Origin of the sequence: Desulfotignum phosphitoxidans DSM 13687, from assembly GCF_000350545.1 — a bacterium.
Lineage (GTDB): Bacteria > Desulfobacterota > Desulfobacteria > Desulfobacterales > Desulfobacteraceae > Desulfotignum > Desulfotignum phosphitoxidans.
In genome coordinates this window covers 81,503-105,528 of record NZ_APJX01000011.1, presented here as the reverse complement: position 1 = coordinate 105,528, position 24,026 = coordinate 81,503, and the positions used below count along the sequence as shown (strand labels likewise).

Sequence of the window (24,026 nt, the reverse complement as noted above, 5' to 3'; positions counted from 1 at the left end):
TGGTCAGAATAATGCAGGATGAAAACAACAGCCATTTGTTTAAAAATTACAACATTTGTTGTATAAATTAAACAAAAAAAAGCATAAAAAAAGAAATGGAAAACTACCCACATCCCGATGCGGTTTGGGACCTGGTCTGTAACATCGTTTCGGCTGTCCATCGACCATGCCGGATTCGATGCGGCCGTCATTACCATTGCCGAACAGATTCCGGATCGCTTGGTGGAAGGTGTGACCAGGGCGTGGGCAATTCTAAGTTTGCCACCGCCCCGAATGCATACCGCACCCTCATCGAAGAGGTCCCCCATTTTGAAGGCTATGACCACGAGATGCCGGATCAGCTGAACACCTGGAGCCACCGGATGACTGTGGACGAGGATTGCTCCTTTATTCCCGGATCCCCTGCCGATGCCCGGGCCGGGGGGGGGCCTGCACCTGACGGACAGGGCCTTTGATTTCTGCGGGTTTGCGGCCGGGGACCGGGTTCTGGACGCCGGATGCGGGTATGGGGTCACCGGCCGGTATCTGTCAGATGAATTCGGCATCCGGGTGGTGGGCATTGATATCAGCATTGACCGGGCCGTTGACAGGAACAGGCGGCACGGTACCGGACGGCCGTCTTCCGTGTTTCCGGAACTGGTCCAGGCCCGGATACCGGGGCTGCCGTTTGAGGAAGACACGTTCAAAGGCATTTTCTGCGAATGCGTGTTTTCCCTGGTTCAGGAGAAATCCAGCTGCCTGGGAGAATTTTACCGTATCCTTCGGCCCGACGGCCATCTGGTGCTTTCGGATCTGTATATACCGGAAAAATATCTTTCCGCGGTCAGGCAGTACCAGGGAGAGGGTCCGTTCACCTCCTGCATGGAGGGGGCCATGGGGATCATTGACCTGATCCGGATCCTGGAAAGCGCAGGGTTCACCATCACCCTGATGGAGGACCACACGCGGTTTCTCAAACAGCTGGCCGGCCAGATCGTGTTTGAATACGGCAGTCTGGACCGTTTCTGGGATGCTCTGCCCGGCGCGGCCGGCTGCGGGCGCCTGACACACATGTGCCGTACCGGAAGTCTGAAACTGGGGTACGGCCTGTTCGTTGCGACAAAATATCATTGACCGGGTATCAACCCAGGGTCAGCAACCGTTTCCCGTTGGGTGTACAGGGCGGCAGGGATGTGTACCGGATGGTGATCTCCACGGGGATAGAGAGAGTTTGCTTCAATTCCTCCGGCAGTTCAGGCAATGCTTCTTTTCCGCCCATGTCGAGGATCAGGTGAACCTGGCGGGGGGGATGGACAGCCGCCCGGTACCCCCTGAGGCCCGGGACCGCGTAAAGCGCTTCATCCAGCTGCGCGAGGTTCAGGCAGTGTTGGCCGTCCAGCCGGACGGAGTTGGACAGCCGGCCCGATACCTTGTCCAGACGGTGCAGAGATGAACCGCAGGGGCAGGGGCCTGCCGCCATCTTTGCCAGATCCCCGGTGCGGTAGCGGATCAGGGGCATGGCCTCATTCTGGAGCGTGGTCAGGACTACCTCCCCGGTTCGCTCCGGGGGCAGGGGGGTGCCGGTATCCGGGTCCACGATTTCCACCATAAGATCGGCATCCCGCAGGTGATACGCCTGCCGGGCCCCGCACTGGACTCCGCCGCCGTAACCGGTTTCCGTCATGCCGTAATGGGTGAACACCCGGCACTGCCAGGTGGATTCCAGGACCTGGATGATGCTGTCCGGCACATAGTCGGCACTGAGCAGCACCGTGGCCGGCCGGAGACCGGGGGCGGTCCGGGCCAGGTAAAGCATTTCCGCGGGCAGACCCACCAGACAGTCAAATTCCCCGGCCCGGCCGGCGGCCTGGTCCGGATCCCTGATATTGCCGTAGATCAGCGAGGACACCCCGATAAGGGCCAGGCCTTGTTGCAGCAGGTCCCCGATACTGTCCGGGGTCCCGCTGGACATACAGATCATCACCCGGTCTTTCGGGGTGACCAGGGTGGACATGCCGCAGGCGAAAAAATCAATGGTCCGGTCAAGGTCGTTCCGGGTGAAACAGATCCGTTTGGGGGGACCCTGGCTCCCGGAGGTGAGCAGGGTGGTGATCCTGGAGATCTCTCCTGCCGAGATGCATACCATCCGGGTGCCCTGCTCGACAATGTCTTTGGGAACCGTGAAGGGGATGCCAGTCAAATCTTCCCGGCGGGTGACGGCCCCAGGGTCCACATGGGCCAGGTGGTCCCGGTAAAACCGGCTTTTTTTCCGGGCATATCGGAGTACCTGGCGGAACCGTGCCAGCTGCCATTTCTCCAGGGTGTCTGGGGACAGCCGGGCACCGAGGCTGGTTCTTTGGGCTGTCCAGGACGGGATGGGGGAAATCATGAGGATTCTTCCTTTGGTTGCCAGCCCGACAGGTAATAGGCGCAGAACGGGACGAACCGGCCGTTGTCAAACACGTGCAGGCTGCAGAGCCGGAGCCGTTCCAGGTCCAGGTTCCCTGCATCCTGGAACGCCATGGAGGTGAGGGTGAACCCATGGGTTCTGACCCGGTTCATGAAATAATCCAGGTCCAGGGAGTCCGGGGGCGGGTTCATGGGAAACGAGGTTTGAGCCGGCATGTCAGGAAACTGTCCTTCACGGGATGGGGTCAGAGCCTCGGGGTTGCAGCAGCTGGAGGGGGCATCGTGCCCGGAAGATGGGCAGCACCTGGAAGGGGCCCAACCGGCCGGTGACAGCAGATCCGGTTCCGGGCGTTTCCACCGTCGGGTGATAAATGCCCGGTTCTGATCCACGGTGACAGGGGAGTCGCAGCACTGCCCGGACCGGTCCCGGGGATGGGACAGGGGCATGATGCTGTCCGGCAGGATCACGAAATCCCCGTGGAACTTGCACAACGGGTGGTTGAACCGGGAGCTGAGCAGGTGCTGTTTGGCAATCCGGCCGCCTGTCTGGGTTTCGATCTCCGCCATGAGCTGGTCAATGGTCAGGCGCATCCGGTCTGAGGGCATCTGGGGGATCCGGCCGAAAAAACTGACCGGCTGGAAATGGACCCCTCTCACCCATGGGGACAGGGAGATGCCGTAATCGATGATGGCCCCGATCTGGTGGACATTGACCTCCGGCACCAGGGTGGGCACCAGGGTCACCCCGATGCCGCATTCTCCGCAATTTGTGATGGCTTTTTTTTTGATGTCCAGGAGCGGTTTTCCCCGAAGTGTCCTATAAACTTCGTCATCCATTCCATCGAACTGGAGAAAGACAAAAGACAGTCCGGCCTCTGCCAGCGATCCGGCATATGCTTTGTCCTGCCCCAGCCGGATGCCGTTGGTGTTCAGCTGTACATGGGCACACCCGGCCTGCCTGGCATGGCGGATGATTTCCGGCAGATCGTTTCTCACCGTGGGCTCTCCGCCGGACAGCTGCACCAGGGTTTTGCCGGGAACGGCCAGCTGGTCCAGCCATGCCTTGACAGTTTTCAATGTCGGGTCCGGTGCCGGGGCTGCATCGGCAAAGCAGAAACGGCAGTGCAGGTTGCATTGCCCGGTGACCTCCAAAAGCACGCAGCAGGTTTCCCGCTGATGGTCCGGGCAAAGGCCGCAGCCATGGGGGCAGTTCAGGTTTTCCCCGTCCCGGATTTCCGGTACATCCCCGATCCACTCTGTGATGGGAATATGATTGCGCCAGACCGGGGTGGAGAAAAATCCATGTTCCGGGCACTCTTTTTCCATAAAAACCGCATCCGCCTTTCGGACATGGCAGGCCGGGATCCGCTTCAGGCAGACCGGGCAGACCGAAAAGGTGCGGCGGATGATGTGTCCGCTGGACCCTCTGGTCATTTTGATTTGGTGGATTTTATTGGTATCCTGATCTTGCATATCTGATAGACTTCTATCATAATTGTTGTAATAATTTGAAGATTTTTATGATCTTTGCACATTTAAATTATTATGTGAATTATAATAACCATAAATAACAAAAAATTATGATAACAGGCCCAGGAGATCCATCATGGATGATATCCAGTTCTTGAAGCTGAAACATCAGGGATACTGCTGCACCCAGATCATGGTGATCATGGTGCTCGATATGTGGGGGGAACAGAATCCTTTGCTTGTCGATTTCAGCGGAGGTCTGTGCATGGGCGCGGGCATGGAACAGGGGCCCTGCGGCATTCTCACCGGCGGCATGGGGATTCTGGCCATGATGTCAGCGGGGGACCAGGACCGGCTGATTCCTATGCAGGAAGCCTTTGCCTCGTTTTTCAGCGAACAGACAAGGGCATGCGGGGGAATCGCATGCGTCGACATTGTCGGGGATTATTACCCGGCCCCGGATCCGGAAACCTGTGGCCGGCTGTTGAAAACAGCTTATGACAGCCTTATGGCCATTCTGGTGGAAAACGGGTTTGACCCGGCAGACCCCCCGCACCGCAACTGAATCAGGACACCCAGGGTAGATAGCGTTTGTTTTTTTGCCGGTGACCGCATATGTCTCCCGGGTTCTCAAAGCACATTTTCTTTTCAATCACTTCATGGTTAAAACGGCGAGATTATTTTATCGTCCAGATTCAAAAAACGACGATATTTCTTGAATATACAGAAATACACAAATTGGTCCTTGTTTGTGAACTGATATGCAGAAATGGACAGACTTTGCTACAAGATTTAAAACCATACAAAATTATCAAATAAAAATTATTTATTACATTATTGTATGTCAATTATAGAACAATAATGTAATTATTTCGTACACAATCTTTTTCCTTTCAGAAAAAAATATATTAATATCAATAGGTTATTAATATATTTTTCCAAATGGCACCTGACTTGCAAACAGTGCAGTCTTTAGATCACATGTGGCGTTATCCAAAGGCATCAATAATTGTAAAGGAACAAACCCAATGAAAAAGATTGAAGCTGTCATCAAACCGTTTAAGCTGGAGGCGCTGAAAGAAGCCATGGCAAAGATCGGTGTGCAGGGAATGACGATTTCCGAAGTAAAGGGATTCGGACGTCAAAAAGGACATAAAGAGGTGTACCGGGGGGCAGAATACCAGGTTGATTTCGTTCCCAAGGTAAAGGTTGAAATTATTGTCAACGAAGCACTGGTTGATACGGTGGTCAAATCAATCATCCAGAGCGTTAAAACCGGAAATATCGGTGATGGCAAAATATTTGTTCTGCCATTGAATGAAGTCTGTCGAATCCGCACCGGAGAAACCGGGGAAGCAGCAATTTAACAAAAGTGATTTATTTCATGAATAAACAAGAAAGAGGTTAAAATGAAATCACGAAGCTTACACAAAAGAATACTACCCCTGACCATTACCATGTCAACCCTTCCGGCGGCTGCCCTGGCGGCGGATGGTGCGGCGGAAATCACAGGCGCTGCCGCAACCTATGTGGCAAACAATACCTGGATGCTGGTGGCCACTTTTCTGGTATTTATAATGCATCTTGGGTTTGCAAGCCTGGAAGCCGGGCTGACCCGGGCAAAAAATACCGTCAACATTTTGTTTAAAAATACCGCCATTATCGCCATTGGTCTGCTCACCTATGCGGCCATGGGCTTTAATCTGATGTATCCCGGCGATTTTTCAATTTCAGGATTCTTCGGATTTTCCGGGTTTGGCATCGGTGTGAGCCCGGAGAATATGATGATCGCCGGTGATGATGGGGTTGGAATTTACACCTACTGGACCGATTTTATTTTTCAGGCCATGTTTGCTGCCACGGCGGCAACGATTGTTTCCGGAGCCGTGGCAGAACGGATCAAACTTCACAGCTTTCTGATTTTTTCCACGGTTTATGTGGCATTGATCTATCCCTGGGTGGGCAGCTGGAAGTGGGGCGGCGGCTGGCTGGACGCCATGGGATTTTATGATTTTGCCGGTTCCACTCTGGTTCATTCGGTGGGGGGCTGGGCCGCCCTGGCGGGTGTGCTGGTTCTTGGACCCCGCCTGGGAAAATATGCCGGCAATAAAATCAAACCCATCATGGGTCACAGCATGCCGCTGGCTGCCATTGGGGTTTTTCTGCTGTGGCTGGGATGGTTCGGTTTTAATGGCGGGTCTGTGCTGTCAGCCGATCCTGCGGCCGTTTCTTTCGTTTTTGTAACAACTTCCCTGGCAGCGGCGGCTGGTATCATGGGGGCTATTTTCCTTTCCTGGATTTTACAGAAAAAACCGGATCTTTCCATGGCACTGAATGGGGCTTTGGCCGGCCTGGTAGGGATTACGGCCGGTGCAGATGTGGTCAGTGTGATGAGTTCGATTGTCATCGGATTTATCGCAGGTCTCCTGGTAGTGGTTTCAGTCATGGGCATCGACCGGATAAAAATCGATGATCCTGTGGGTGCGCTTTCCGTTCATCTGGTCTGCGGTATCTGGGGCACACTGGCTGTGGGGCTGTTCAGTTCGGACCACTCTTTTCTGACACAGATTGTTGGCGTGGTTGCCTATGCGGTTCCCTGCTTTTTTTCAGCCCTGGCAATTTTCTATATTTTGAAAAAGACACTGGGTATCCGGGTGGATGAAGAAGAAGAAATGGGCGGCCTGGATGTGGGTGAACACGGCATGGCAGCCTATGCGGACTTTGAAATCAAAAGTGCGATTTGATGGACTGATTGAATCATTTACCGCCCGGCCCGGTAACGAAACTGACGGTTTGTTTTACCGGGCCGGGTTTGTGATAGATATCCTCATCAGGAGATCCAGGGAAATTTTTTTATGGCCTGAAAGATCCTGTCAGCAAAAATGCCATAAGGCGGGGTCAGGGCCGCGGTGGATGACAACGGGGCCTGGTGAAACACGGGCCGCAGCTTGGAAAATTCCAGGAACCCTTCGAATCCGTGGTATTGTCCCGTGCCGCTGTTGCCGATGCCGCCAAACGGCAGATCGTGCTGGGCCACGTGCAGGGCACAGTCATTGACGGTCACCCCGCCGGACCGGGTGTGTGCGATCACGGTATCTGACAGGCGCCGGTCCCGGGTGAAAACGTACAGGGCCAGGGGCCGGGGCCGGTCATTGATATATTTGATCACGGTTTTCAAAGAGGTATAGGGAATCACCGGCAGAATCGGGCCGAAGATTTCCTCCTGCATGATCTGCATGGCCGGGGTGGTCCCGGTCACGATCACGGGCGATATTTTTTTATGTTCCAAAATGGTGTCCGGTCCGGTAAGCAGAGGGATCACCCGGCCGCCTTTTTCCCGGACGTCCGCGATCGTGTCCATGAGCCGGTCAAAGGCCGGAGAGTCGATGATGGCCGTGTAGTCGGAGGAGGCGATATCCGGATAAAGCTGCCGGGCCACCTTACGGGCCGTTTGAATGAACCGGTCTATTATGTTTTCCGGGACAAAGATGTAATCCGGGGCAATGCAGGTCTGTCCGGCGTTCATGAGTTTGGCGAACAGAATCCGTTTCACCGCTTTGGTCATGTCGAAATCATCGGCCAGAATCACGGGGGATTTGCCCCCCAGCTCCAGGGTGACTGGCACCAGGTTGTCGGCTACGGTTTTCATGACGGTTTTTCCCGTCCGGGGCGACCCGGTAAACACCAGGTGGTTGAAAGGCAATCCGGAAAAGGTGCCGGCAGACACTCCGGGATGAAAACAGACAAACGCCGGGTCGATTTTCCGGGAGAATCTGTCATGAAGCAGGCGGCACAGATGCCGGGAATTGGCTGCCTGTTTCACCATGATCCGGTTGCCGGCGGCCAGGGCACTGGTCATGGGGCTGACGGCCAGAAACAGCGGATAGTTCCAGGGGGTGATGATGCCCAAAACCCCCTTGGCCTGGGGGATGACCCGGTTTCGGCCGCCGACAAAGATCATGGACCCATGCCGGCGCTGGGGCTTTATCCATTTTTTCAGTTTTCTGCGGGTATACCGCAGTCCCAGGATACTGGGCGTGATTTCCAGTATCCGGGTTTCGTGAAACGACCGGTTCCCGAAATCCGCGCAGATGGCTTCGCAGATGGCCTGGTCGTTTTCAATCAAAATGCCTTCAATGGTTTTGAGGAGCCCCAGCCGTTGTTTCAAGGGAATCTCCGGTTGTTCCAGGCAGGCCCGGGACTGAAGATTGAAAATTCTCAACGCCTCGGCATCCGCTTCCGTTGTCGATGGCATCGGTTGGGTCATGGTAATTTCCTTTCCAAAATCGGTTTGTTTCCAATGCGCATCTGCTTTTGTATGACACTTTGGCATCAGATGTACAGTATTTTTAAGCTTTTCCCTGAACCTCATTTATAAGACATTTTTTGTTTTGGGTTGACATTGGAATCTCTCCATGGCTATGAAAGGTTGATATGATCGTTATCGTAAATAATGATGCTTGGCTGGTGACATGTTTTGATCAGGCATTTTTCAAGATTGTTTATGGTAGAGAATGGGGGCACACATGAATGGTGAGCAAAAAAATAAAACCGCTTTGCGGGTGACAGTCCTGTTTTTTGTTTTCAGCATCATTTGGATTGTTGTCACAGATATGGCCCTGGATCTGTTTCTGCCGGCGGATTTTTCACAAACCTTGGCCCAGACCGTCAAAGGGTTGCTGTTTGTCACTGCAGCCACCATCTTTGTTTTCTGGTTGAGCCGGCGTGCGTTTGCCCGGGTTGCCCTTGAGGCCCGAATCGGTCAGGCCAACAAAACCGAGCGTCTTCTTAAAACTGTCATGGCCAATCTGGGTGAAGCTGTGATTCTGGTAGGGCCCCCAAAGCGGTCAATTGTCGATTGCAATTCCGCTGTGAAATCGATGCTGGGATACTCAGCAGAGGAACTGGTGGGAAAACCAACCGCGTTGATCCACGAGGATGAGGCCGCCTTTGAATCATTTGGCACAACCAGCGAAACTGTTCTGCAAAAAGAACGTATTTTCCGCTGTGAATACCGGCTCAAACACAAAGACGGACATGCGGTCCCCGTTGAAATCACGGTTGTGGCACTGCATAAGGATCTGGGCTGGCATGCCGGCGTCGTCAGCATCATTCGTGACCTGACGTCCCAGAAAAAGGCTGAACACGCGTTACGCAAAAGTGAGGAACAGTACCGGCTTCTGGCAGAAAACACCCTGGACATCATATGGGAGATGAACCTGGATCTTGTCTTCACCTATGTGAATCCTGCCATTGAGCAGGTGACTGGGTACATGCCATCTGAATTTGTCGGCAGGCACCTGAAAGAATTTGTCGGGCAAAAAGAACTGAAGAAACTGGAACGGGTCATAAACGACGAGATCTCAAAAGGGCCGCAGGGCAAGGGTATTATTTTTGAAAACAGTTTGTTTCACAAAGACGGGTCTTGGGTCCTTACAGAAATTCATGCAAGGGTTATCTTCGGAAACAATGCAACGCCCGTGGCGATCCAGGGAACCACCCGTGACATCCGCCAAAGACGCGCACTGGAGGTGAAACTCCGGCAGTCCATGAAACTTCAGGCCATCGGGACTTTTGCCGGCGGCATTGCACACGAAATCAACAACCCCATCATGGGGATTTCCGCTTATTCAGAACTCATCGCTGATGCTGAGAACCAAAGCCCGGAAATCCGGGAATACTGCTCGGAGATTCAGAAACAAACCGAGCGGGTCCACATTTTGATCAAGGATTTACTCGGTTACGCCCGTGCAGACGAGGATATGCCCTTAGAATCATTTTCCCTTCATGATGTGGTGGAGTCAACCATATCGCTTGTCCGGACGGTGATTCGGCATGACAATATTGAGTTGAATCGGCGTATCAGCAAAGATCTGCCGCCCGTTCGCTGCCGGCGGCAGCAGATTCAGCAAGTGGTCATGAACCTGGTGACAAATGCACGGGACGCACTCAACACCAAATATCCGAACGGCGATGAAAACAAACGCATACTGATTGCGGGGGAAACTGTGGACGGTCCCGGCAAAAAATTCGTACGCCTGATGGTAGAAGACAAAGGCCCGGGGATCCCTGAGGATGTCCGGGCACAGATATTTGAGCCGTTTTTTACAACCAAGCCCGAAGGAAAGGGGACAGGGCTTGGCATGTGGATTGTGCACAACGTCGTGCACGATCACCACGGAAAGATTGGGATTGAAACCCGGGCTGGCGAGTTCACGCGGTTTAATATTGATTTGCCCGCTGCCGGAGATCGGGATTAGTCAATGAAAAGGAAATAACATCCGTATGACTGCCTGTGAAAGTGAGTGTTTGAAAAAAAAACAAAGGAAATCGCCTTGGGGCGGTCGATATAAGAGGAGAAGCGTTTGTGAAATATTATGAAAAAGACCGGGCTCAGTCGCTACCCGTCGAAGAGGCTGTGGGAAAAATACTGCTCCACGACATCACCCGCATCGTTCCGGATCTGTTCAAGGGACCGGCCTTCAGAAAAGGTCATGTCATTACCGAGGCAGATGTGGACCAGTTGCTGGATCTGGGCAAACAGCATGTGTATGTGGCCTGTCTCAACGGTGAAATCCACGAAAACGATGCAGCGCAACGAATCGCCCGGGCTGCTGCCGGAAAAAACATCCGGCTTTCCGATCCCAAAGAGGGCAAAGTGGGATTTACTGCGGGTATTTCCGGTCTGTTGAAAATCGATGTGGCGGGTCTGACACAGCTCAACAGTGTTCCCGAAGTGATCTGTTCCACCCTGCATACCCACCAGACCGTCACAGAGGGTCAGGAACTGGCCGGCACCCGGGTGATCCCGTTATCCATTGATGAAACCCATGTCATGGCAGCGGAAGACGTATGTAAAAAATTTTTCCCAATCATTGATATCCGCCCTTTTGCCGGGGTGGATGTGGGACTGGTGGTCACGGGATCGGAAGTGTTTTCCGGCCGGATCAACGACGGGTTCGGGCCGGTGGTCCAGAAAAAGTTTGAAGAACTGGGTTCCCGGATCATGGGCAAAAAAATCGTTTCCGACGACATGGACATGACTGTGGCCGCTATCCGGCAGTTCGTGGATGACGGGGCCGGATTTATCGCTGTCACCGGCGGCATGTCCGTGGATCCCGACGACCTCACCCCGGCGGCCATTCGAAACGCCGGAGGTGACGTGATGTTCTATGGGGCCCCGGTACTGCCCGGTGCCATGTTTATGCTGGCTTATATCGATGATGTGCCCGTGATCGGCCTGCCCGGATGCGTCATGTATTACCGGGCCTCGATTTTCGATCTGGTGGTGCCCCGGCTGCTGGCCGGAGAACCCGTGACCCGCACCGATATTATTCAGATGGGACACGGCGGGTTTTGTTCATCCTGTAAAACATGCCGGTATCCCCGGTGCAGCTTTGGGAAGAACTGACCATGGAACTGTCGAATCAGCAGATACTGGACTGTCTTGAAAAAGGGGCACCTTTTGCCCTGGCCGCCATTCTTTCTCATCAGGGGTCCACACCCAGAACCTCAGGCTCCCGCATGGTCGTGATGCCGGACGGCACCCTTCTGGGCACCATCGGCGGGGGACTTGTGGAAGCAAAAGTCAAAGATGCCTGCCTGACGCTTATCCGGGAAAAAACATGTCAAATCCAGTCCTTTTTTCTGGATCAGGAACTCAAGGGCAGTCTGGACATGGTCTGCGGGGGCCGCCTGACCGTGCTCATGGAAACCCTGGTACCCGGACCCGAATTGATTTCAGTTTTTCAGGCCCTGGTGGCCCAGGAACAGGCCGGGCAAAAAGGGGTTTTGGTATCTAAGCTGTCCGGCCCCAGCCAGGGGGAATTCACTGTGCAAAAAAGCCTGGTACTTCCGGACGGCACGGTGACAGGGGCCTGTCTTATCCCGAAGCCCCTGCTGGAAGATATTTGTGACGACCGGTTTTCCGGCAGATTTCCAACCGTTCATTCTTTAAATCTGGAAGAATTCATCATTCAGCCCATGCCGCCTGCAGATACCCTGTTTATTTTCGGTGCCGGGCATGTGGGGTTTGTTCTGGCTCAACTGGCCCATCTGACCGGATTTTCAACCGTGGTGATGGATGACCGGGAGGCGTTTGCCAACAAAAACCGATTTCCCCAAGCCCGGCAGGTCCGGGTGGCACGGGATTATGATGATGCATTCAAAGGATTGAATGTGGACAGTCATTCCTATATCGTGATTCTCACCCGGGGCCATCTCCACGATCAGACCGTTCTGGAGCAGGCGCTTTTCACTGATCCGGCCTATATCGGCATGATCGGTTCCCGGACCAAACGGGACAGAATCTATGACAATCTGATGGCAAAAGGGATCTCAAAAGAGCGGCTCAACTCGGTGTATTCACCTGTGGGACTTTCCATCGGGGCCCAGACCCCGGCGGAAATCGGGGTCAGCATCATGGCTCAGATCATCCAGATCCGTCAAGGGGGTCCCGTGTGATTTTCCGCAGGTCTGAATCACAAACAACTGTCCATAGGACACATTGAACTGGAACAGATTTTTCACTGCCAGGCCTGAAATATGGCACAAAATCACCCGGATCACCCCGGCATGGGTCACAAATAATGGTGTGCCGGGTTTTTCAAGGCATCGGGTCAAAAAAGGGACAGCCCGGCACTGGACATCGTGAAAACTTTCTCCGTCCGGCGGTCTGAATGTGTCCAGATGTTCCCCCCTTTGTTTGAACCCTTCCGGATTCCGGCGTTTAATTTCATCAAACGGCCGCCCCTCCCACTGTCCCAGGTTGATTTCATTCAATGCTGGGTGGCTGACGATCTTCCGGTTCCCGGCAATCCGTCGGGCCATATCCCGGCATCGGGAAAGGCAGCTGGTGTAGATGGTATCGATTTTCAAAGGAGAAAAGGCATGCTGCCAATACGCGGCCTGGGAAATGCCTGTGTCATCCAGGTCCACATCAGAGATGCCGATGAATCGCCGGGTGCCGGAACCGGCGATCTGCCCGTGCCGAAGCAGAAAAAAAAAGCCGTCAGTCTGCAAGTATTTTTGTAATGGATTTACCTGCGGAGGCTTCAATTCTGGCCTGTATGTGCCGTGTATTTTCATACCGTTTCCAGATGCTGGTGGCGGCCCAGGGGTTCTTTTCAAGGCGGTGCCTGAACCGGTGGTGATAATCGATGTCAACGCCGTGCCGGGTGCACAGTTTGTCTGCAAAATACACCAGTTCCTTTTCCTGGACCGGAGCATGGAGATCCAGTTCAATGTTCATGTGCTGTTCTACCACTTCAGCCACCCGGGGGAATCCCAGGTCATGCAGCAGGGCGGCACCAGCCGCTGCATGGTTTTTTTCCATGCGCCTGACATCATGGAGCAGGGCCGCGGCAATCACCAGATCCACGTTTACGGGATCGGCCACGGCATGGACCAGTTTCAGTGCAATCATGGCCACCTGTGCCAGATGATTCCGGATGGGATGGTCCTCTGCCAGTTCCTGGTTGACAATAGCCAGGCATTCTTCCCTGTCCGGAATATCCAGATGCCGGACCTTATGCACCACTCGCCGGTATCCTGCAGGATCATCTGCATCCATCAGAACCCCCCGGTCATGCATTGTCAGGGTCCCTGTCCGGTCTTTTTCTTCGGCCATCAGGTCCCGCAGGGTGGATGGTTCCGCCAGGGCCAGAATCCGTTCTTTAAGGCCACATGGCAACAGGGGCGGATGCCCGGTAAGGCCATTGAAACAGGGCATGAGGAGCCGAAGGGGATCGGACTGGAATTGTTGGATCATCCGGGCGACTGTGGTCGGACGGATGGCCGGGATATCTGTGGGAAGCAGAAAAAACCCGGCCTGCCCGGACCGGATGTGCGCAACCCCCTGCTGGATGGAGCCCAGCATGCCGGAAGCGAACCCCGGATGAAACACCGGACAGGCCCCGGCATCTCTGACCACCGGTTCCAGCTGCTCCCGAAGATGCCCGGTCACCACGACAATATCGGTGATGCCGTTGCCCGAAAACAGGTCAATACACCGTTTGACCATGGGTGTGCCGCCCACCGGCAGCAGGGGTTTGAAGGCCTTCATCCGGGAGGAAAAGCCTGCTGCCAGGATCACGGCTGAAATACCGGATGTCATCATGCCATCATGATCAGGCAGAGGCCTTGTTGCGTTCCCGGTATTCCTGGATGGCGTGGAATACCCGTTCCGGTGTCAGGGGCAGTTCGTAAACCCGGACCCCGGCGGCATCATACACTGCATTGAGGATGGCCGGGATGGTGGGCATGATAGCCCCTTCCCCCACCTCCTTGGCGCCGAACGGCCCGTTGGGCTCGTCACTTTCCACCACAATGGTCTTGACCCGGGGCATGTCCATGGAGGTGACGATCTTGTATTCCGCCAGATCATCGTTGAGCACCCGGCCCTGGTTGTCAAAGATCACCTCTTCATGCATGGCTTCGCCGATGCCCATGGAGATGGAGCCTTCCATCTGGCCTTCCACGGAAGTCATGTTGATGGCCTTGCCGCAGTCATGGGCGTCGGTGATCTTGTCGATGGTGATCTGGCCGGTGTCCATGTCCACCGTGACCTCGGCCACCTGGGCCGAACACCCGTAGGCCGGGGAGGTGCCCACGGCCGCGCCCTTGAACTTGCCGCCCAGGGAATGGGGTTTGTATTTGCCGGTCCCCACAATGGAGCCCCGTTCCAGGAATGCGATGCGGGAGGCTTCCTTAAAGGTGAGTTTGTCTGAATCCGGGTTGTCGGTCCATCCCCGGTGTTCCTTGATATACCGGGTCCGGAGGGTGGAAAAATCCGGGGTGTCCCCGTCAAATTCGATGAACCCGTTCCGGATGTCCATTTTTTCAACGGCCACGTTCAGCTGTTCTGCCAGCACTTCCAGGACCTGACGTCTGACGTTTTCCGCCGCCTCTTTGGTGGCATGCCCGGTCATCAGGGTCTGGCGACTGGAATAGGCCCCTAAGTCCACACCCATGTCCGTGTCGCCTGAAGCCAGCCGGACATTTTCCAGGGGGATGCCCAGGGCTTCGGCCGCGATCATGGCAAAGGCGGTGTCAGACCCCTGGCCGATTTCAGCCGATGCCGTGTACACCAGGGCCGTGCCGCCGTCCTCGGTGAGCTTGACGATCACGGTGCCGTGAAAGGTGTCGGACCGGTAAATGGGATATCCTGCGCCGGAAACAAAAAATCCGCAGGCCATGCCGATGCCTTTGCCCTGCGGCATGTGGCCTTTCTTTTTGTCCCAGTCGGATCCGTTTCTCACCGCTTCGATGCATTCAGCCATGCCGAATGAACTCATGTTCAGGTCGTTGCAGGTGGTGTCTCCGGTTTCCATCATGTTCTTGATCCGCAGTTCCAGGGGATCCATGCCGATCTTTTCGGCGATCATGTCCAGCTGCTGCTCGAAAGAGGCCCGGGCGATCACGGCGCCGTGGCCCCGCTGTGCCCCGCAGGCCGGCTTGTTGTTGTATACCCGGTACCCGTCATAGCTCATGTTGGCCAGTTTGTAAGGGCCGCCCAGAAGCGACCCGGTGTAATAGACCGTGGCAATGCCGAAACTGGTGTAGGCCCCGCCGTCCAGCCAGCATTCATGTTTGAGCGCCATGAGGGTGCCGTCTTTTTTGGCGCCCGTGGTGATGGTGTGGTGGAACCGGTGGCGGGCCCGGCCGTACATGAATACCTGTTCCCGGGTGAAATTCATTTTCACGGGTTTTTTGGTTTTTCTCGCCAGCATGCAGCAGGCCAGTTCCATGGGGTTGGCAGCGGCCTTGATGCCGAACCCGGCCCCGACATAGGGTTTTTTTACCCGGACTTTGCCCACATCCATGCCCAGTACCATGGCCACGGTGCGCTGCACATAATGCGGGACCTGGGTGGAACTGGTCAGGGTGAGCACGCCGCGGTTGTCGTATTCGGCGATGCATCCCTGCATTTCGATGAACGCCCCGTCCTGGCGCTTGCTTTTCATCTCCGTGGTGATGACGATGTCGCTGTTTTCCAGACCTTCGGCCACGTTGCCGAACTCCTGGTGCACCTCGGCGCACAGGTTGCCCTTGAACTCGTCATGGAGCTGGGGAGCCCCGTCCTTGACCGCGTCTTCCACGGTGAACACCGCAGGCAGGACCTCGTATTCCACTTTGATCCGGGAAACCGCCTCCAGGGCGACATCCAGGCTGGTGGCGGCCACGGCGGCAATCTCGTCCCCCACATACCGGACCCGGTCCACGGCAAACACGGTTTCATCATACCGGGCCGGACTGACCCCGTACTTGACCTGGCCGGCCTCCTTGGCCGTGATCACCGCCTTGACACCGGGCAGTTTTTCCGCTTCCGAGGTGTCGATGGACAGGATTTTCGCGTGGGCGTGGGGGCTTTGCAGCAGGGCCCCGTACAGCATGCCCGGCAGGGTGATGTCATCCACGAACACGGCTTTGCCCGTGGCCTTGTCCGGCGTATCGATCCGGTTGGCCCGGGTGCTGATTACATCATATGATTTCATGGTCTCCTCCTAAAAAAACTGAAAACTGGCTTATGAGCGGGTGGATTCAATGGCTTCGAATATTTTCTGGTACCCGGTGCACCGGCAAAGATTCCCGGAAATCCCCTCCCGGATCTCTGCTTCCGTGGGGGCCGGATTTTTGTCCAGCAGGTTTTTGGCGGACAGAATCATGCCCGGGGTGCAGAATCCACACTGGATCGCACCTTTTTCCACAAATGCTTGCTGCAGCGGATGGAGCCCGTCATCCGTGCTCAACCCCTCGATGGTCTCGATCACGGCATTGTCGGCCTGGACGGCCAACACCAGGCAGGAATTGACGGGATCACCGTTGAGGATCACGGTGCAGGCACCGCAGTCGCCGGTGTCACACCCTTTTTTGGTGCCTGTCAGGCCCAGGTCGTAGCGGATCAGGTCTGCCAGGGTTTTGTTGGGTTCCACCGCCACTTCATAGGCCCGGTCATTGATGGTCATCTGAATGAGTTTTTTCATGGGTATCTCCTGTGCTGTCAAGGGTTAGGCCCGGGCCTGGTCAAAGGCGGCAGCCAAAGTACGTTTGGTCAGAACCCCCACCATGGCCCGCCGGTATGCGGCACTGCCCCTGAAATCATCGATGGGGGTACAGTCCTTGAACCGGGCGATCTCGGCTGCGGCATTGAACGTGTCATCCCCGGCGGTGCTGCCCATGAGGGCGGCCTCGGCTAACGGTGCCCGGATCGGGGTGGGGGCCACGGATCCCAAGGCGATTCGAACCGACAGGATGTTGCCGGTACCGGAATCACAGGTCAGGAATGCGGCGGCATTCACCACATTGATTTCCGCTGATTTGCGTTTGCCCAGCTGAATATAGTGGGCACCACTGTGATCCGGCGGATACGGCAGCCGGAACCCGGTGAGAATGTCATCGTTTTTCAGGTCGGTCTTGCCGGGCCCCTTGAAAAAATCGGTCAGGGGAATTTCACGTTTTCCGTCCGGACTTTCGACCAGGGCTACGGCATCGTAGACCAGCAGCGCCGGCAGGGTATCTCCGGCCGGGCTGGCATTGCACACGTTCCCGCCGATGGTGGCCCGGTTTCGGATCAGATGGGTGCCCATATTGTCGGCCCCGGATTTCAATGCGCCAAATCTTTTCTGAACAACGGGGTGTCTGGAAATGGCGGCCATGGTGGTGCAGGCCCCGATGATCAGGTCCGAATCATTCTCCTGGATTTCGCTCAGACCGGCAATTCGCTGCAGGCTGATGACATGATCGGTGGATACAATCTTTTTTTTCAGGTACACCAGCAGGTCGGTGCCGCCGGCAAGAAACCGGGCGCCGGAGTTGAATTGCTTTTTCAGCACCAGCGCCTTTTCAATGGATTCCGGTTCATGGAATTCAAACTTGGGTAACAGCATATCATTCTCTCCCTTATCTTAAAGACATGAGGCCACTTTCACCATGCTGTCTATCATTGGGATTTTCATATGTCAACAGAAACATAACGAAGAATACAGAATCAGGTTTCTCTTTTGACCGAATGATGCGGATTTAAAGAGTTTCAGACGTTCTGCCTGGGAGGCGGCTTCCAAGCGGCCGGGGCAGGCAAAAGGGACGGCATTTGTTTTCCATGGTGAACATCTAAAGTCATTTAATGGTAAATTTGTCTGAAAATGGTTTCAGATGCTTCCGCGATCTCCAGCCGCAGGCGCTTGAATTTGTCAATCATTTCCAACGCCTCGGGTGTCAGGTCGGAATGTCCCCCTTCGGCCCCGCCTTTGTGGCGTTCCAGCAGCGGTTTTCCCAGCCGTTTTTCCATTTTCCGCAATCGTCCCCACATGGATCGGTACCCCATTTTCAGGGTTTTGGCCGCCGCATTGATGGACCCCTGCTCCTGAATGGTTTCCAGGATGCGCATCTGCCCTTCCCCGAAAATGGAATCCCCGGTTTCACACTCGATCCAGAGCTTGATCCGCAGTTTTTCATGTGTGTTCCCCATGTCAGGGGTGATAATACGTTGTCCGGTCAGGTGTCAAGAAAGAATTTGAAATCACAGAAAGGCGCGCCTTCCATCAGAAAGCTGCGAATCACTCAATCAGACGGGGACGCCCAGGGCTTTGAGGTCGGAAAGCAGGGTCCGTTCGTTATAGAACCGGCCTTCCCGCCATTTGCCGTTGTATGCCAGGGTGGGTACGACCCAGTCGTCCCCGCCGTTGACCTGGATGATTTTGTCAATGACGTCTTCGGGCTGGTCTTCGATCTCCATATAGGTGAATGCAATGCCGTGCTTTTTTAAAAATTCGACGGTCTTTGTGCAGTGCGGACACCAGGCGGCCGCATAAACAGTCAACATGTGAACCTCGTAAAAATTATTGTTTGCGCGGAGTATATCTTTTTTTCCGGCGGGTTTCAATGCTGGTCAGAATAACCGCAAATGCCGGATATGTTTGGGTGCGTGGGCAAAAAACGCGGCCAGGACAAAGGCGGCCAGCATGGCCGGTGCTACCGGAAGCCATCCGTGAATCGCCATTGCCATGAGCACCAGCTTGACCAGGGTGGCCAGACCGGCCGGTTCCCGGAGCAGCTGCCGGTGGCGCAGCATTTCCGTGGTCATGAGCAGCACACCCGTGACACCAACCAGCACCAGATACATCCGGGGCAGGTCCGGCCGCCCGGGGAGCAGAAACACGGCCAGAAACACGGCCGCCCCCACCTGGTGGAGGGCCCGGATGAAAATGGACGTCATCCAGATCCAGTAGGGGCGGTCAGCGGTTTTTCCCAGCCGGGTTTCCGGGGGGCGGCGGGTCTTTTTTTTATCACTCATGCCGGTCTCTTTGGTTGTTGTGTTGATGGCCCTGGGTTGTCCGGGGCTGTCCCGGTCCTTTGTCGAAAGTTTTGAAAAGAAAATATACCAACAGTCCGGCTGTGGCAACCGCAAAAATACCATGGATCACTGAAATCAGGAACAAGGCACTGCTGTTAAAAGGCGCGCGTATCCATAAAAGCATGCCCGTGATCACTGTGCCGGCGCCGGAAAGGTGTAGTCCAACAGAAATCCACTGGTGTCGGATCCGGGTGTGAATCAGATAAAAATACCCGGCCGCTGCCATGAGTGCCGACAACGGGCCCAGCCACGGTGCCATGGCCCCAAGGGTCTGTGTCAAAGACCGTAAAAATCCGGTGTCCATGATCAGCAGGGTGTGGGCAAAGAGAAAGCAGATGAATACAAAGATGCCCGCGGCGCTCAAATATGGCATGCCTGTGTCATGGGGTCTGGAGGGACTGAAAAAAACCAGCCAGGTTCCGGTGGCCAGGAGCAGCAGCACCCCGGCCCCCAAAACCCAGGGGCCGGTTTTCAGAAACAGGCTAAACAGGCGGTTGACGGGTTCAACAGACTCCAGCAGCCCCATGAACCGGGCCATGGACACGGTCACCGGCCGGCCATTATCCCCGAAATAATCGATCACCACAGGCCCGCTGAACAGGTGGGCATCTTTGGCATGGCAGTCCGTGCACCCGTCGCTGCCCAAAGCCTGATCTGCCGGGGCCACATTGTGGCTGATGGAATAATAAGGGAGCCGGCTGACCCAGGTGGTGTCCGCCTGGACCACCAGCCGGGTGTCTTGTGATGTCGGGCCGGAATCGGATGATGAGCCGGGTGTTGTATCAGATGCCGGTGCGGTCCCCTCAGCCGGGTGGTCTGCCAGGAGGAATATGTTGCCGCCCGTGTGAAACACCGGGTTCACCTTGGAAAACCGCTGGTTTCCGGCCAAAGTGTCGGCCAGGGTTTCCAGCATGATCTTGATATCGTCTTTGCGGTGGAAATCATACGGGATTTCCCGGTCGCTCATCTGTGCCTGGCACAGGTCATAAGCGGTTTCCACCTCGGACAGAAACAGCGGGTAATAGATGCCGTCCTCATCCAGGTTGGTGAACAGCGTATTGAGCATGGGGTTCACCGGGGTGATCCTCGGGATCCCATCTTTGTCTTTGGCCCGGATGATGTAGGCGGGTTTCCAGGTATCAGGAGTGCCGAACCGGCGGGTATCTCCCTGCCCGTATTTGCCGAACATCCCGGTGTTCAGGAACATGGCGCCGCCGGCCGTGCGGTTAAGCTCCGGGATGTGGCAGGCTTCGCAGGACAGCTTGTCCAGGTGGTCTTTGCGGATGCTGTCATGCCGCATCCGGGTGGCGCCTCTGTACCCTTGGGTGTGGCAGTCCCGGCAGGAGCGCATGGAATTGTTCAGTTCCGGAGACACCTGGTTGTCCATGGCATTGCCCTTGGCGAAATTGTGGCGGATGTCCCCGGTATGGCAGTCGATACAGGTGAGTCCGGCCAGGTGATGGACATCCGGGTTCAGGGGATCTGCCCAGGAGTTGCCCCGTTTTCCCAGCTCGATGGATTCATGGCAGATCAGGCAGTTTTTTGCCTCCGGCTGGAACACCATGTCCGGCAGGTAAAAGGTGCCGTCTTCATTGAACAGCCGCTTGTTGTAAACCACCGTGGGCACCTCACCGTCACTGACCCGGCCGTGCACCTGGCCGATGCCTGCGGCGGCCACCCCGGCCCATTTGAAGTTCAGGTACTTGATCTGGGTGATCCGCTTCTGGATATGGTACCGGCTGCCGTGGCAGAAAAAGCAGTCCGGCTCGATCACCCCGGTTTCGTCCCACCGGCTCTGGTAATAATCCCCGTCCAGGGTCCCGGCCAGTTCCGGATTGTCGGCCAGGCGGCGGTCATAGCGCTGCCCGTCCCGGTCAAACTCCAGCAGGCCCCCGCCGGCATGGCACCCGGCGCACCCGGGTTTCTGGTATCCGCCTTTGGATTCCGGCACCCGGGCGACAAAATCAAACGCGCTCAAATCGATCTGATCCGGATGGGTGTTGTGCTTTTTGGCCAGCTGGAAAAACCCGTAGGTGATGAGATTTCCGGTCAGGCCCGTGGACACCAGCCAGGGGGTGTCCGTACCGGCAAACCGGGTGTCGCTGGCCTTGTCCCAGTCCATCATGAAATGGTAGCCTTTGGAGATGGTGTCCACATCGTGGCAGGCCCCGCAGGTCTGGCGGGTGGAAAAGGGCTGGTCTGCATTCTCCCCGGTCATGGGGTTGATGATCTCGCCGGTATCGGTCCGCAGATAAAACGGCGGACAGGTATCCGTGACCGCGGATGCGGCCGGTGCAAAAACCAGGACGCCCAGCATCAGAATCAGACAGGCGGTCCGGCGCAACGATTTTTTGTTAGAAATGGAAGTCATCGGTATCATACCCGGTAAAATGAACGGTTGGCTTTCTGGGCGTTAAACGGGTGCTTGTAAAAGGTCCGGTAAAACCGGTCGGCTTCTTTTTCCATGTCAAAGCAGAATATATCCGGATGCAGGATATTGGCAATGTGCATCAATCCCAGGATCCACCGGGGGCTGCCAAAGTCCCACAAAGGAAAATGGTCATAAATTCTGTGTTGGATCACTGCATTCACCCGGATGTCGTGGGAGATACAGTATTCATGGAAATCAGACACGGGACAGGACAGAAATCCGGAGATAAAAATGATGTCCGGATTGAACGCCATGAGTTCTTCCCGGGTGATGGTGACACCGGGTTTGCCTTTACGGGTGAGCTGCCGGTTGACGCAAATGCCGCCGGCCGCCTCCACCAGGTGGGTTTCAAACCGTTCCGCGTTCAGGGCGAACAACGGATAGCCCATGGCGTAATAGACCTTTGGGCGGGTCACGTCCCGGGTTCTGGACCGGATGTCCGCCAGGGTTTTTTCGATGAACTGCCTGAGAAGGGTTCCAGCCTTGGTGCAGCCCGTGGGGACGGCCAGCCGGTCAATGATCTCTCCATAGGCATCCGGTAACTGGACCAGGTCATGAAATGCCTTGAGGTACTGGGTGTCCATGAGGTCCTGCCACAGCCGGGACACGGAAGAAGGGTCATCCGCACCGATGCAGACCAGGATGGCATGCAGCATTTCCAGGGCCCGGGTCGTCCGGTACCCGCCGAAAAATCCTTGTTCATCAAATCTTTGGGATGCCAGGGTGCCGGTGATATCCGGCCGGGTGCCGCATTCACAAATGGCATCCGGGCGGACATCTACAATTCGGGCGTCCATGGGCCCGAAGAACTCCCGGGTGATCACGGTCCTTCCGCAGTCAGGACAACGGGTGTCCAGCTGGTCGCTGCCCGGGGCATTGAACAGGTACACATAAGAAAGATGGGTTTCCAGGTCCCGGCACAGCGCCCGGGATTCCCTGATGGTAGGTTCCAGGGCGATGTCCGCCTCCCCAAACGGGACAAACCGCATCACCTGGAAAGGGATGTTCTGGGACAGGGATGCAGTGAATTCAGCAATTTGCCGGACCTCGTTTTCATGTCCCTTGAGGTGGACCACGGCCACTTCCACATGGATGTCCGAGGCGGCCAGGGTTTCAAGGTTCCTGAAAACCGGGGCGCAGGACGGGACCCCGCAGAACCGGTAGGCCGGGTCCGTGGCCCCCTTGAATCCGATGTTCACAAAATCGGTATACGGGATCAGGGCGGCCAGGGCAGTGTCACTCATGTACCCGTTGGTGGAGAAACCCACCAGCAGCCCTTTTTCCCTGGCTTTTTGCGCCAAATCCAGAAAAGAGAAAAAAGACACGGTCGGGTCGTTGATGCAGAACGCGATCCCTTTGCACTGTTCCTTTTGGGCCAGATCGATCACCTTTTCAGGGGGCATCCGGCGCAGGGCGCCCGCCAGGGTATCTGATTCCATGGTCAGGATTTCCGAGATGCAGCCAGGACACGTGAAATTGCACCCTATAGTGGACACCTGCAAAAATTTGTGCCTGGGGTAGAAATGCAGGGCCGGCATGGTTTCGATGGAGATGGGAAACAGGGTGGAATAGCTGTGGGGATAGTGCTCCATAATGCGGTTGTCCCGGCAGGTCATCATCCGGCACCGGCCGGAGCCCCCTTCCGGAATTTGGCAGTGGATGTCGCAGATGCTGCATTTCATGACGGGACGTCCTTGTGTATGTGAATCCAGAACCCGATCTCGGACTGGGTCAGGGTATACCGGCTGGCATCGGAGCTGTCCAGGTGGTCCAGGATCCGCCGGGTGGTTTCCGGGCTGCGGCGCTGCCGGACTTTTTCAGCCCATTGATCGTTTTTTTCAGCCATCTGGCGGAAAATCCGGTTTTTGATCTCCTCGTTTCCAAATCCGGCCCCGATATGGGTTTTGCCCCCGGGCGCAAGCACCCGGAAAATCTCGTTGAATGCCCCGGTGAGGTCCTCCCAGAAAAACATGGATCCCCGGGAGACGATGAGATCGGCAAAATTGTTTTCAAACGGCAAGTTGCAGACATCGGACTGGACAGCCGTGATCCGTTGTTCCAGGCCGGCCGCTCTGATGTTGGCACAGGCGATGGCATGGCTGTGGGGAGATTTGTCCACGGCATGGATCAACAGGTCCGTCACCTTTGCCAGGCTGATGGACAGGGCCGCCGGGCCGGACCCCAGATCGATGCAGGTGCCTGTGGTGATGCCGTGGATGGATGCGATCTGTTCGGCCATGACCGGGTAGATGGGGGTAAACACGGTTTGGGTGATATTGTCCATCATCCGGGCGGCTTCCCGGTCATCCTGGTCATTGGTATAGGGATTGTCAGGCAAGGTGTTGGGCATGGGGATCTCCTGTATATGTTCGGTTAATTTTTGTC

Annotated in this window: 22 protein-coding genes; 8 read left to right on the top strand and 14 right to left on the bottom strand. The window is 55.7% G+C overall.

Annotated features, from left to right (window positions below):
* The first annotated feature begins 95 nt into the window (after positions 1 to 95).
* Together DPO_RS24725 and trsM are read left to right on the top strand one after the other, a co-directional pair.
* Entirely contained in the window at positions 96 to 455 is a 360-nt protein-coding gene (locus DPO_RS24725; RefSeq protein ID WP_006968121.1) for a hypothetical protein, read from the top strand.
* Positions 409 to 1,113: a DVU_1556 family methyltransferase gene (gene trsM, locus DPO_RS19610; protein ID WP_006968119.1), complete on the top strand. Its 705-nt coding sequence runs from the start codon at positions 409 to 411 to the stop codon at positions 1,111 to 1,113. The genes DPO_RS24725 and trsM overlap by 47 nt, the downstream gene beginning before the upstream one ends.
* A 7-nt stretch (positions 1,114 to 1,120) precedes the next feature.
* Here the strand turns inward: trsM and DPO_RS19605 are convergent, their stop codons facing one another.
* Both DPO_RS19605 and trsS read right to left on the bottom strand, forming a co-directional pair.
* Positions 1,121 to 2,368 (bottom strand): DVU_1553 family AMP-dependent CoA ligase, encoded by a 1,248-nt coding sequence (locus DPO_RS19605; RefSeq protein ID WP_006968115.1) that lies wholly within the window; start codon positions 2,366 to 2,368, stop codon positions 1,121 to 1,123.
* A complete protein-coding gene (gene trsS / locus DPO_RS19600) occupies positions 2,365 to 3,861 on the bottom strand; it encodes a radical SAM (seleno)protein TrsS (RefSeq protein WP_006968114.1) in 1,497 nt (498 codons plus the stop codon). Before trsS ends, DPO_RS19605 begins: the two co-directional genes overlap by 4 nt.
* A 133-nt stretch (positions 3,862 to 3,994) precedes the next feature.
* Between trsS and DPO_RS19595 the strand changes: the two genes are divergently transcribed.
* From DPO_RS19595 to DPO_RS19585, 3 genes are all read left to right on the top strand, one after another.
* Positions 3,995 to 4,423, top strand: coding sequence for a DVU_1555 family C-GCAxxG-C-C protein (locus tag DPO_RS19595; RefSeq protein WP_006968112.1), 429 nt, complete (start codon positions 3,995 to 3,997; stop codon positions 4,421 to 4,423).
* Positions 4,424 to 4,886: 463 nt separating this feature from the next.
* On the top strand, positions 4,887 to 5,225 hold the full coding sequence (locus tag DPO_RS19590) for a P-II family nitrogen regulator (RefSeq protein WP_006968109.1): 339 nt from the start codon (positions 4,887 to 4,889) through the stop codon (positions 5,223 to 5,225).
* Between the two features lie 42 nt (positions 5,226 to 5,267).
* The gene (locus DPO_RS19585) at positions 5,268 to 6,602 is read left to right on the top strand and encodes an ammonium transporter (RefSeq protein ID WP_006968107.1); all 1,335 of its coding nucleotides are present in this window, start codon (positions 5,268 to 5,270) and stop codon (positions 6,600 to 6,602) included.
* A gap of 86 nt (positions 6,603 to 6,688) precedes the next feature.
* Here the strand turns inward: DPO_RS19585 and DPO_RS19580 are convergent, their stop codons facing one another.
* Complete coding sequence (locus DPO_RS19580; protein WP_006968102.1) at positions 6,689 to 8,125, bottom strand: coniferyl aldehyde dehydrogenase; 1,437 nt, start codon at positions 8,123 to 8,125, stop codon at positions 6,689 to 6,691.
* A 259-nt stretch (positions 8,126 to 8,384) separates the two neighbouring features.
* On the opposite strand from DPO_RS19580, the gene DPO_RS24160 reads away from it, so the two are divergent.
* The 3 genes from DPO_RS24160 to DPO_RS19565 all read left to right on the top strand — a co-directional run bounded on the left by DPO_RS24160 (position 8,385) and on the right by DPO_RS19565 (position 12,321).
* Positions 8,385 to 10,118: a PAS domain-containing sensor histidine kinase gene (locus DPO_RS24160; RefSeq protein ID WP_006968101.1), complete on the top strand. Its 1,734-nt coding sequence runs from the start codon at positions 8,385 to 8,387 to the stop codon at positions 10,116 to 10,118.
* 107 nt (positions 10,119 to 10,225) lie between these two features.
* On the top strand, positions 10,226 to 11,269 hold the full coding sequence (locus tag DPO_RS19570; protein ID WP_006968100.1) for a molybdopterin-binding protein: 1,044 nt from the start codon (positions 10,226 to 10,228) through the stop codon (positions 11,267 to 11,269).
* Between the two features lie 2 nt (positions 11,270 to 11,271).
* Entirely contained in the window at positions 11,272 to 12,321 is a 1,050-nt protein-coding gene (locus tag DPO_RS19565) for an XdhC family aldehyde oxidoreductase maturation factor (protein ID WP_040012126.1), read from the top strand.
* Here DPO_RS19565 and DPO_RS19560 read toward each other — a convergent pair.
* The 11 genes from DPO_RS19560 to DPO_RS19510 form a co-directional block, all read right to left on the bottom strand.
* Entirely contained in the window at positions 12,223 to 12,879 is a 657-nt protein-coding gene (locus tag DPO_RS19560; protein WP_040012108.1) for a histidine phosphatase family protein, read from the bottom strand. The two genes, DPO_RS19565 and DPO_RS19560, sit on opposite strands and share 99 nt — an antisense overlap.
* Positions 12,869 to 13,975, bottom strand: a complete 1,107-nt coding sequence (locus DPO_RS19555) for a DVU_1551 family NTP transferase (RefSeq protein ID WP_006968096.1) — start codon at positions 13,973 to 13,975, stop codon at positions 12,869 to 12,871. Before DPO_RS19555 ends, DPO_RS19560 begins: the two co-directional genes overlap by 11 nt.
* A gap of 10 nt (positions 13,976 to 13,985) precedes the next feature.
* Positions 13,986 to 16,352, bottom strand: a complete 2,367-nt coding sequence (locus tag DPO_RS19550) for a xanthine dehydrogenase family protein molybdopterin-binding subunit (protein ID WP_006968095.1) — start codon at positions 16,350 to 16,352, stop codon at positions 13,986 to 13,988.
* Between the two features lie 30 nt (positions 16,353 to 16,382).
* Entirely contained in the window at positions 16,383 to 16,841 is a 459-nt protein-coding gene (locus DPO_RS19545) for a (2Fe-2S)-binding protein (RefSeq protein WP_006968094.1), read from the bottom strand.
* 24 nt (positions 16,842 to 16,865) lie between these two features.
* Entirely contained in the window at positions 16,866 to 17,744 is an 879-nt protein-coding gene (locus tag DPO_RS19540; protein WP_006968093.1) for an FAD binding domain-containing protein, read from the bottom strand.
* 233 nt (positions 17,745 to 17,977) lie between these two features.
* Entirely contained in the window at positions 17,978 to 18,325 is a 348-nt protein-coding gene (locus DPO_RS19535; RefSeq protein WP_006968092.1) for a winged helix-turn-helix domain-containing protein, read from the bottom strand.
* A 96-nt stretch (positions 18,326 to 18,421) separates the two neighbouring features.
* Positions 18,422 to 18,679 (bottom strand): glutaredoxin family protein, encoded by a 258-nt coding sequence (locus DPO_RS19530; protein WP_006968091.1) that lies wholly within the window; start codon positions 18,677 to 18,679, stop codon positions 18,422 to 18,424.
* A 66-nt stretch (positions 18,680 to 18,745) separates the two neighbouring features.
* Positions 18,746 to 19,150: a hypothetical protein gene (locus DPO_RS19525; protein ID WP_006968090.1), complete on the bottom strand. Its 405-nt coding sequence runs from the start codon at positions 19,148 to 19,150 to the stop codon at positions 18,746 to 18,748.
* Positions 19,143 to 21,581: a multiheme c-type cytochrome gene (locus DPO_RS19520; RefSeq protein ID WP_040012107.1), complete on the bottom strand. Its 2,439-nt coding sequence runs from the start codon at positions 21,579 to 21,581 to the stop codon at positions 19,143 to 19,145. Before DPO_RS19520 ends, DPO_RS19525 begins: the two co-directional genes overlap by 8 nt.
* A 5-nt stretch (positions 21,582 to 21,586) precedes the next feature.
* Complete coding sequence (locus tag DPO_RS19515) at positions 21,587 to 23,323, bottom strand: radical SAM protein (RefSeq protein ID WP_006968088.1); 1,737 nt, start codon at positions 23,321 to 23,323, stop codon at positions 21,587 to 21,589.
* Positions 23,320 to 23,991 carry a class I SAM-dependent methyltransferase gene (locus DPO_RS19510; RefSeq protein WP_006968087.1) on the bottom strand — a complete coding sequence of 224 codons (672 nt, stop codon included), beginning with the start codon at positions 23,989 to 23,991 and terminating at the stop codon, positions 23,320 to 23,322. Before DPO_RS19510 ends, DPO_RS19515 begins: the two co-directional genes overlap by 4 nt.
* Between the last annotated feature and the right edge of the window lie 35 nt (positions 23,992 to 24,026).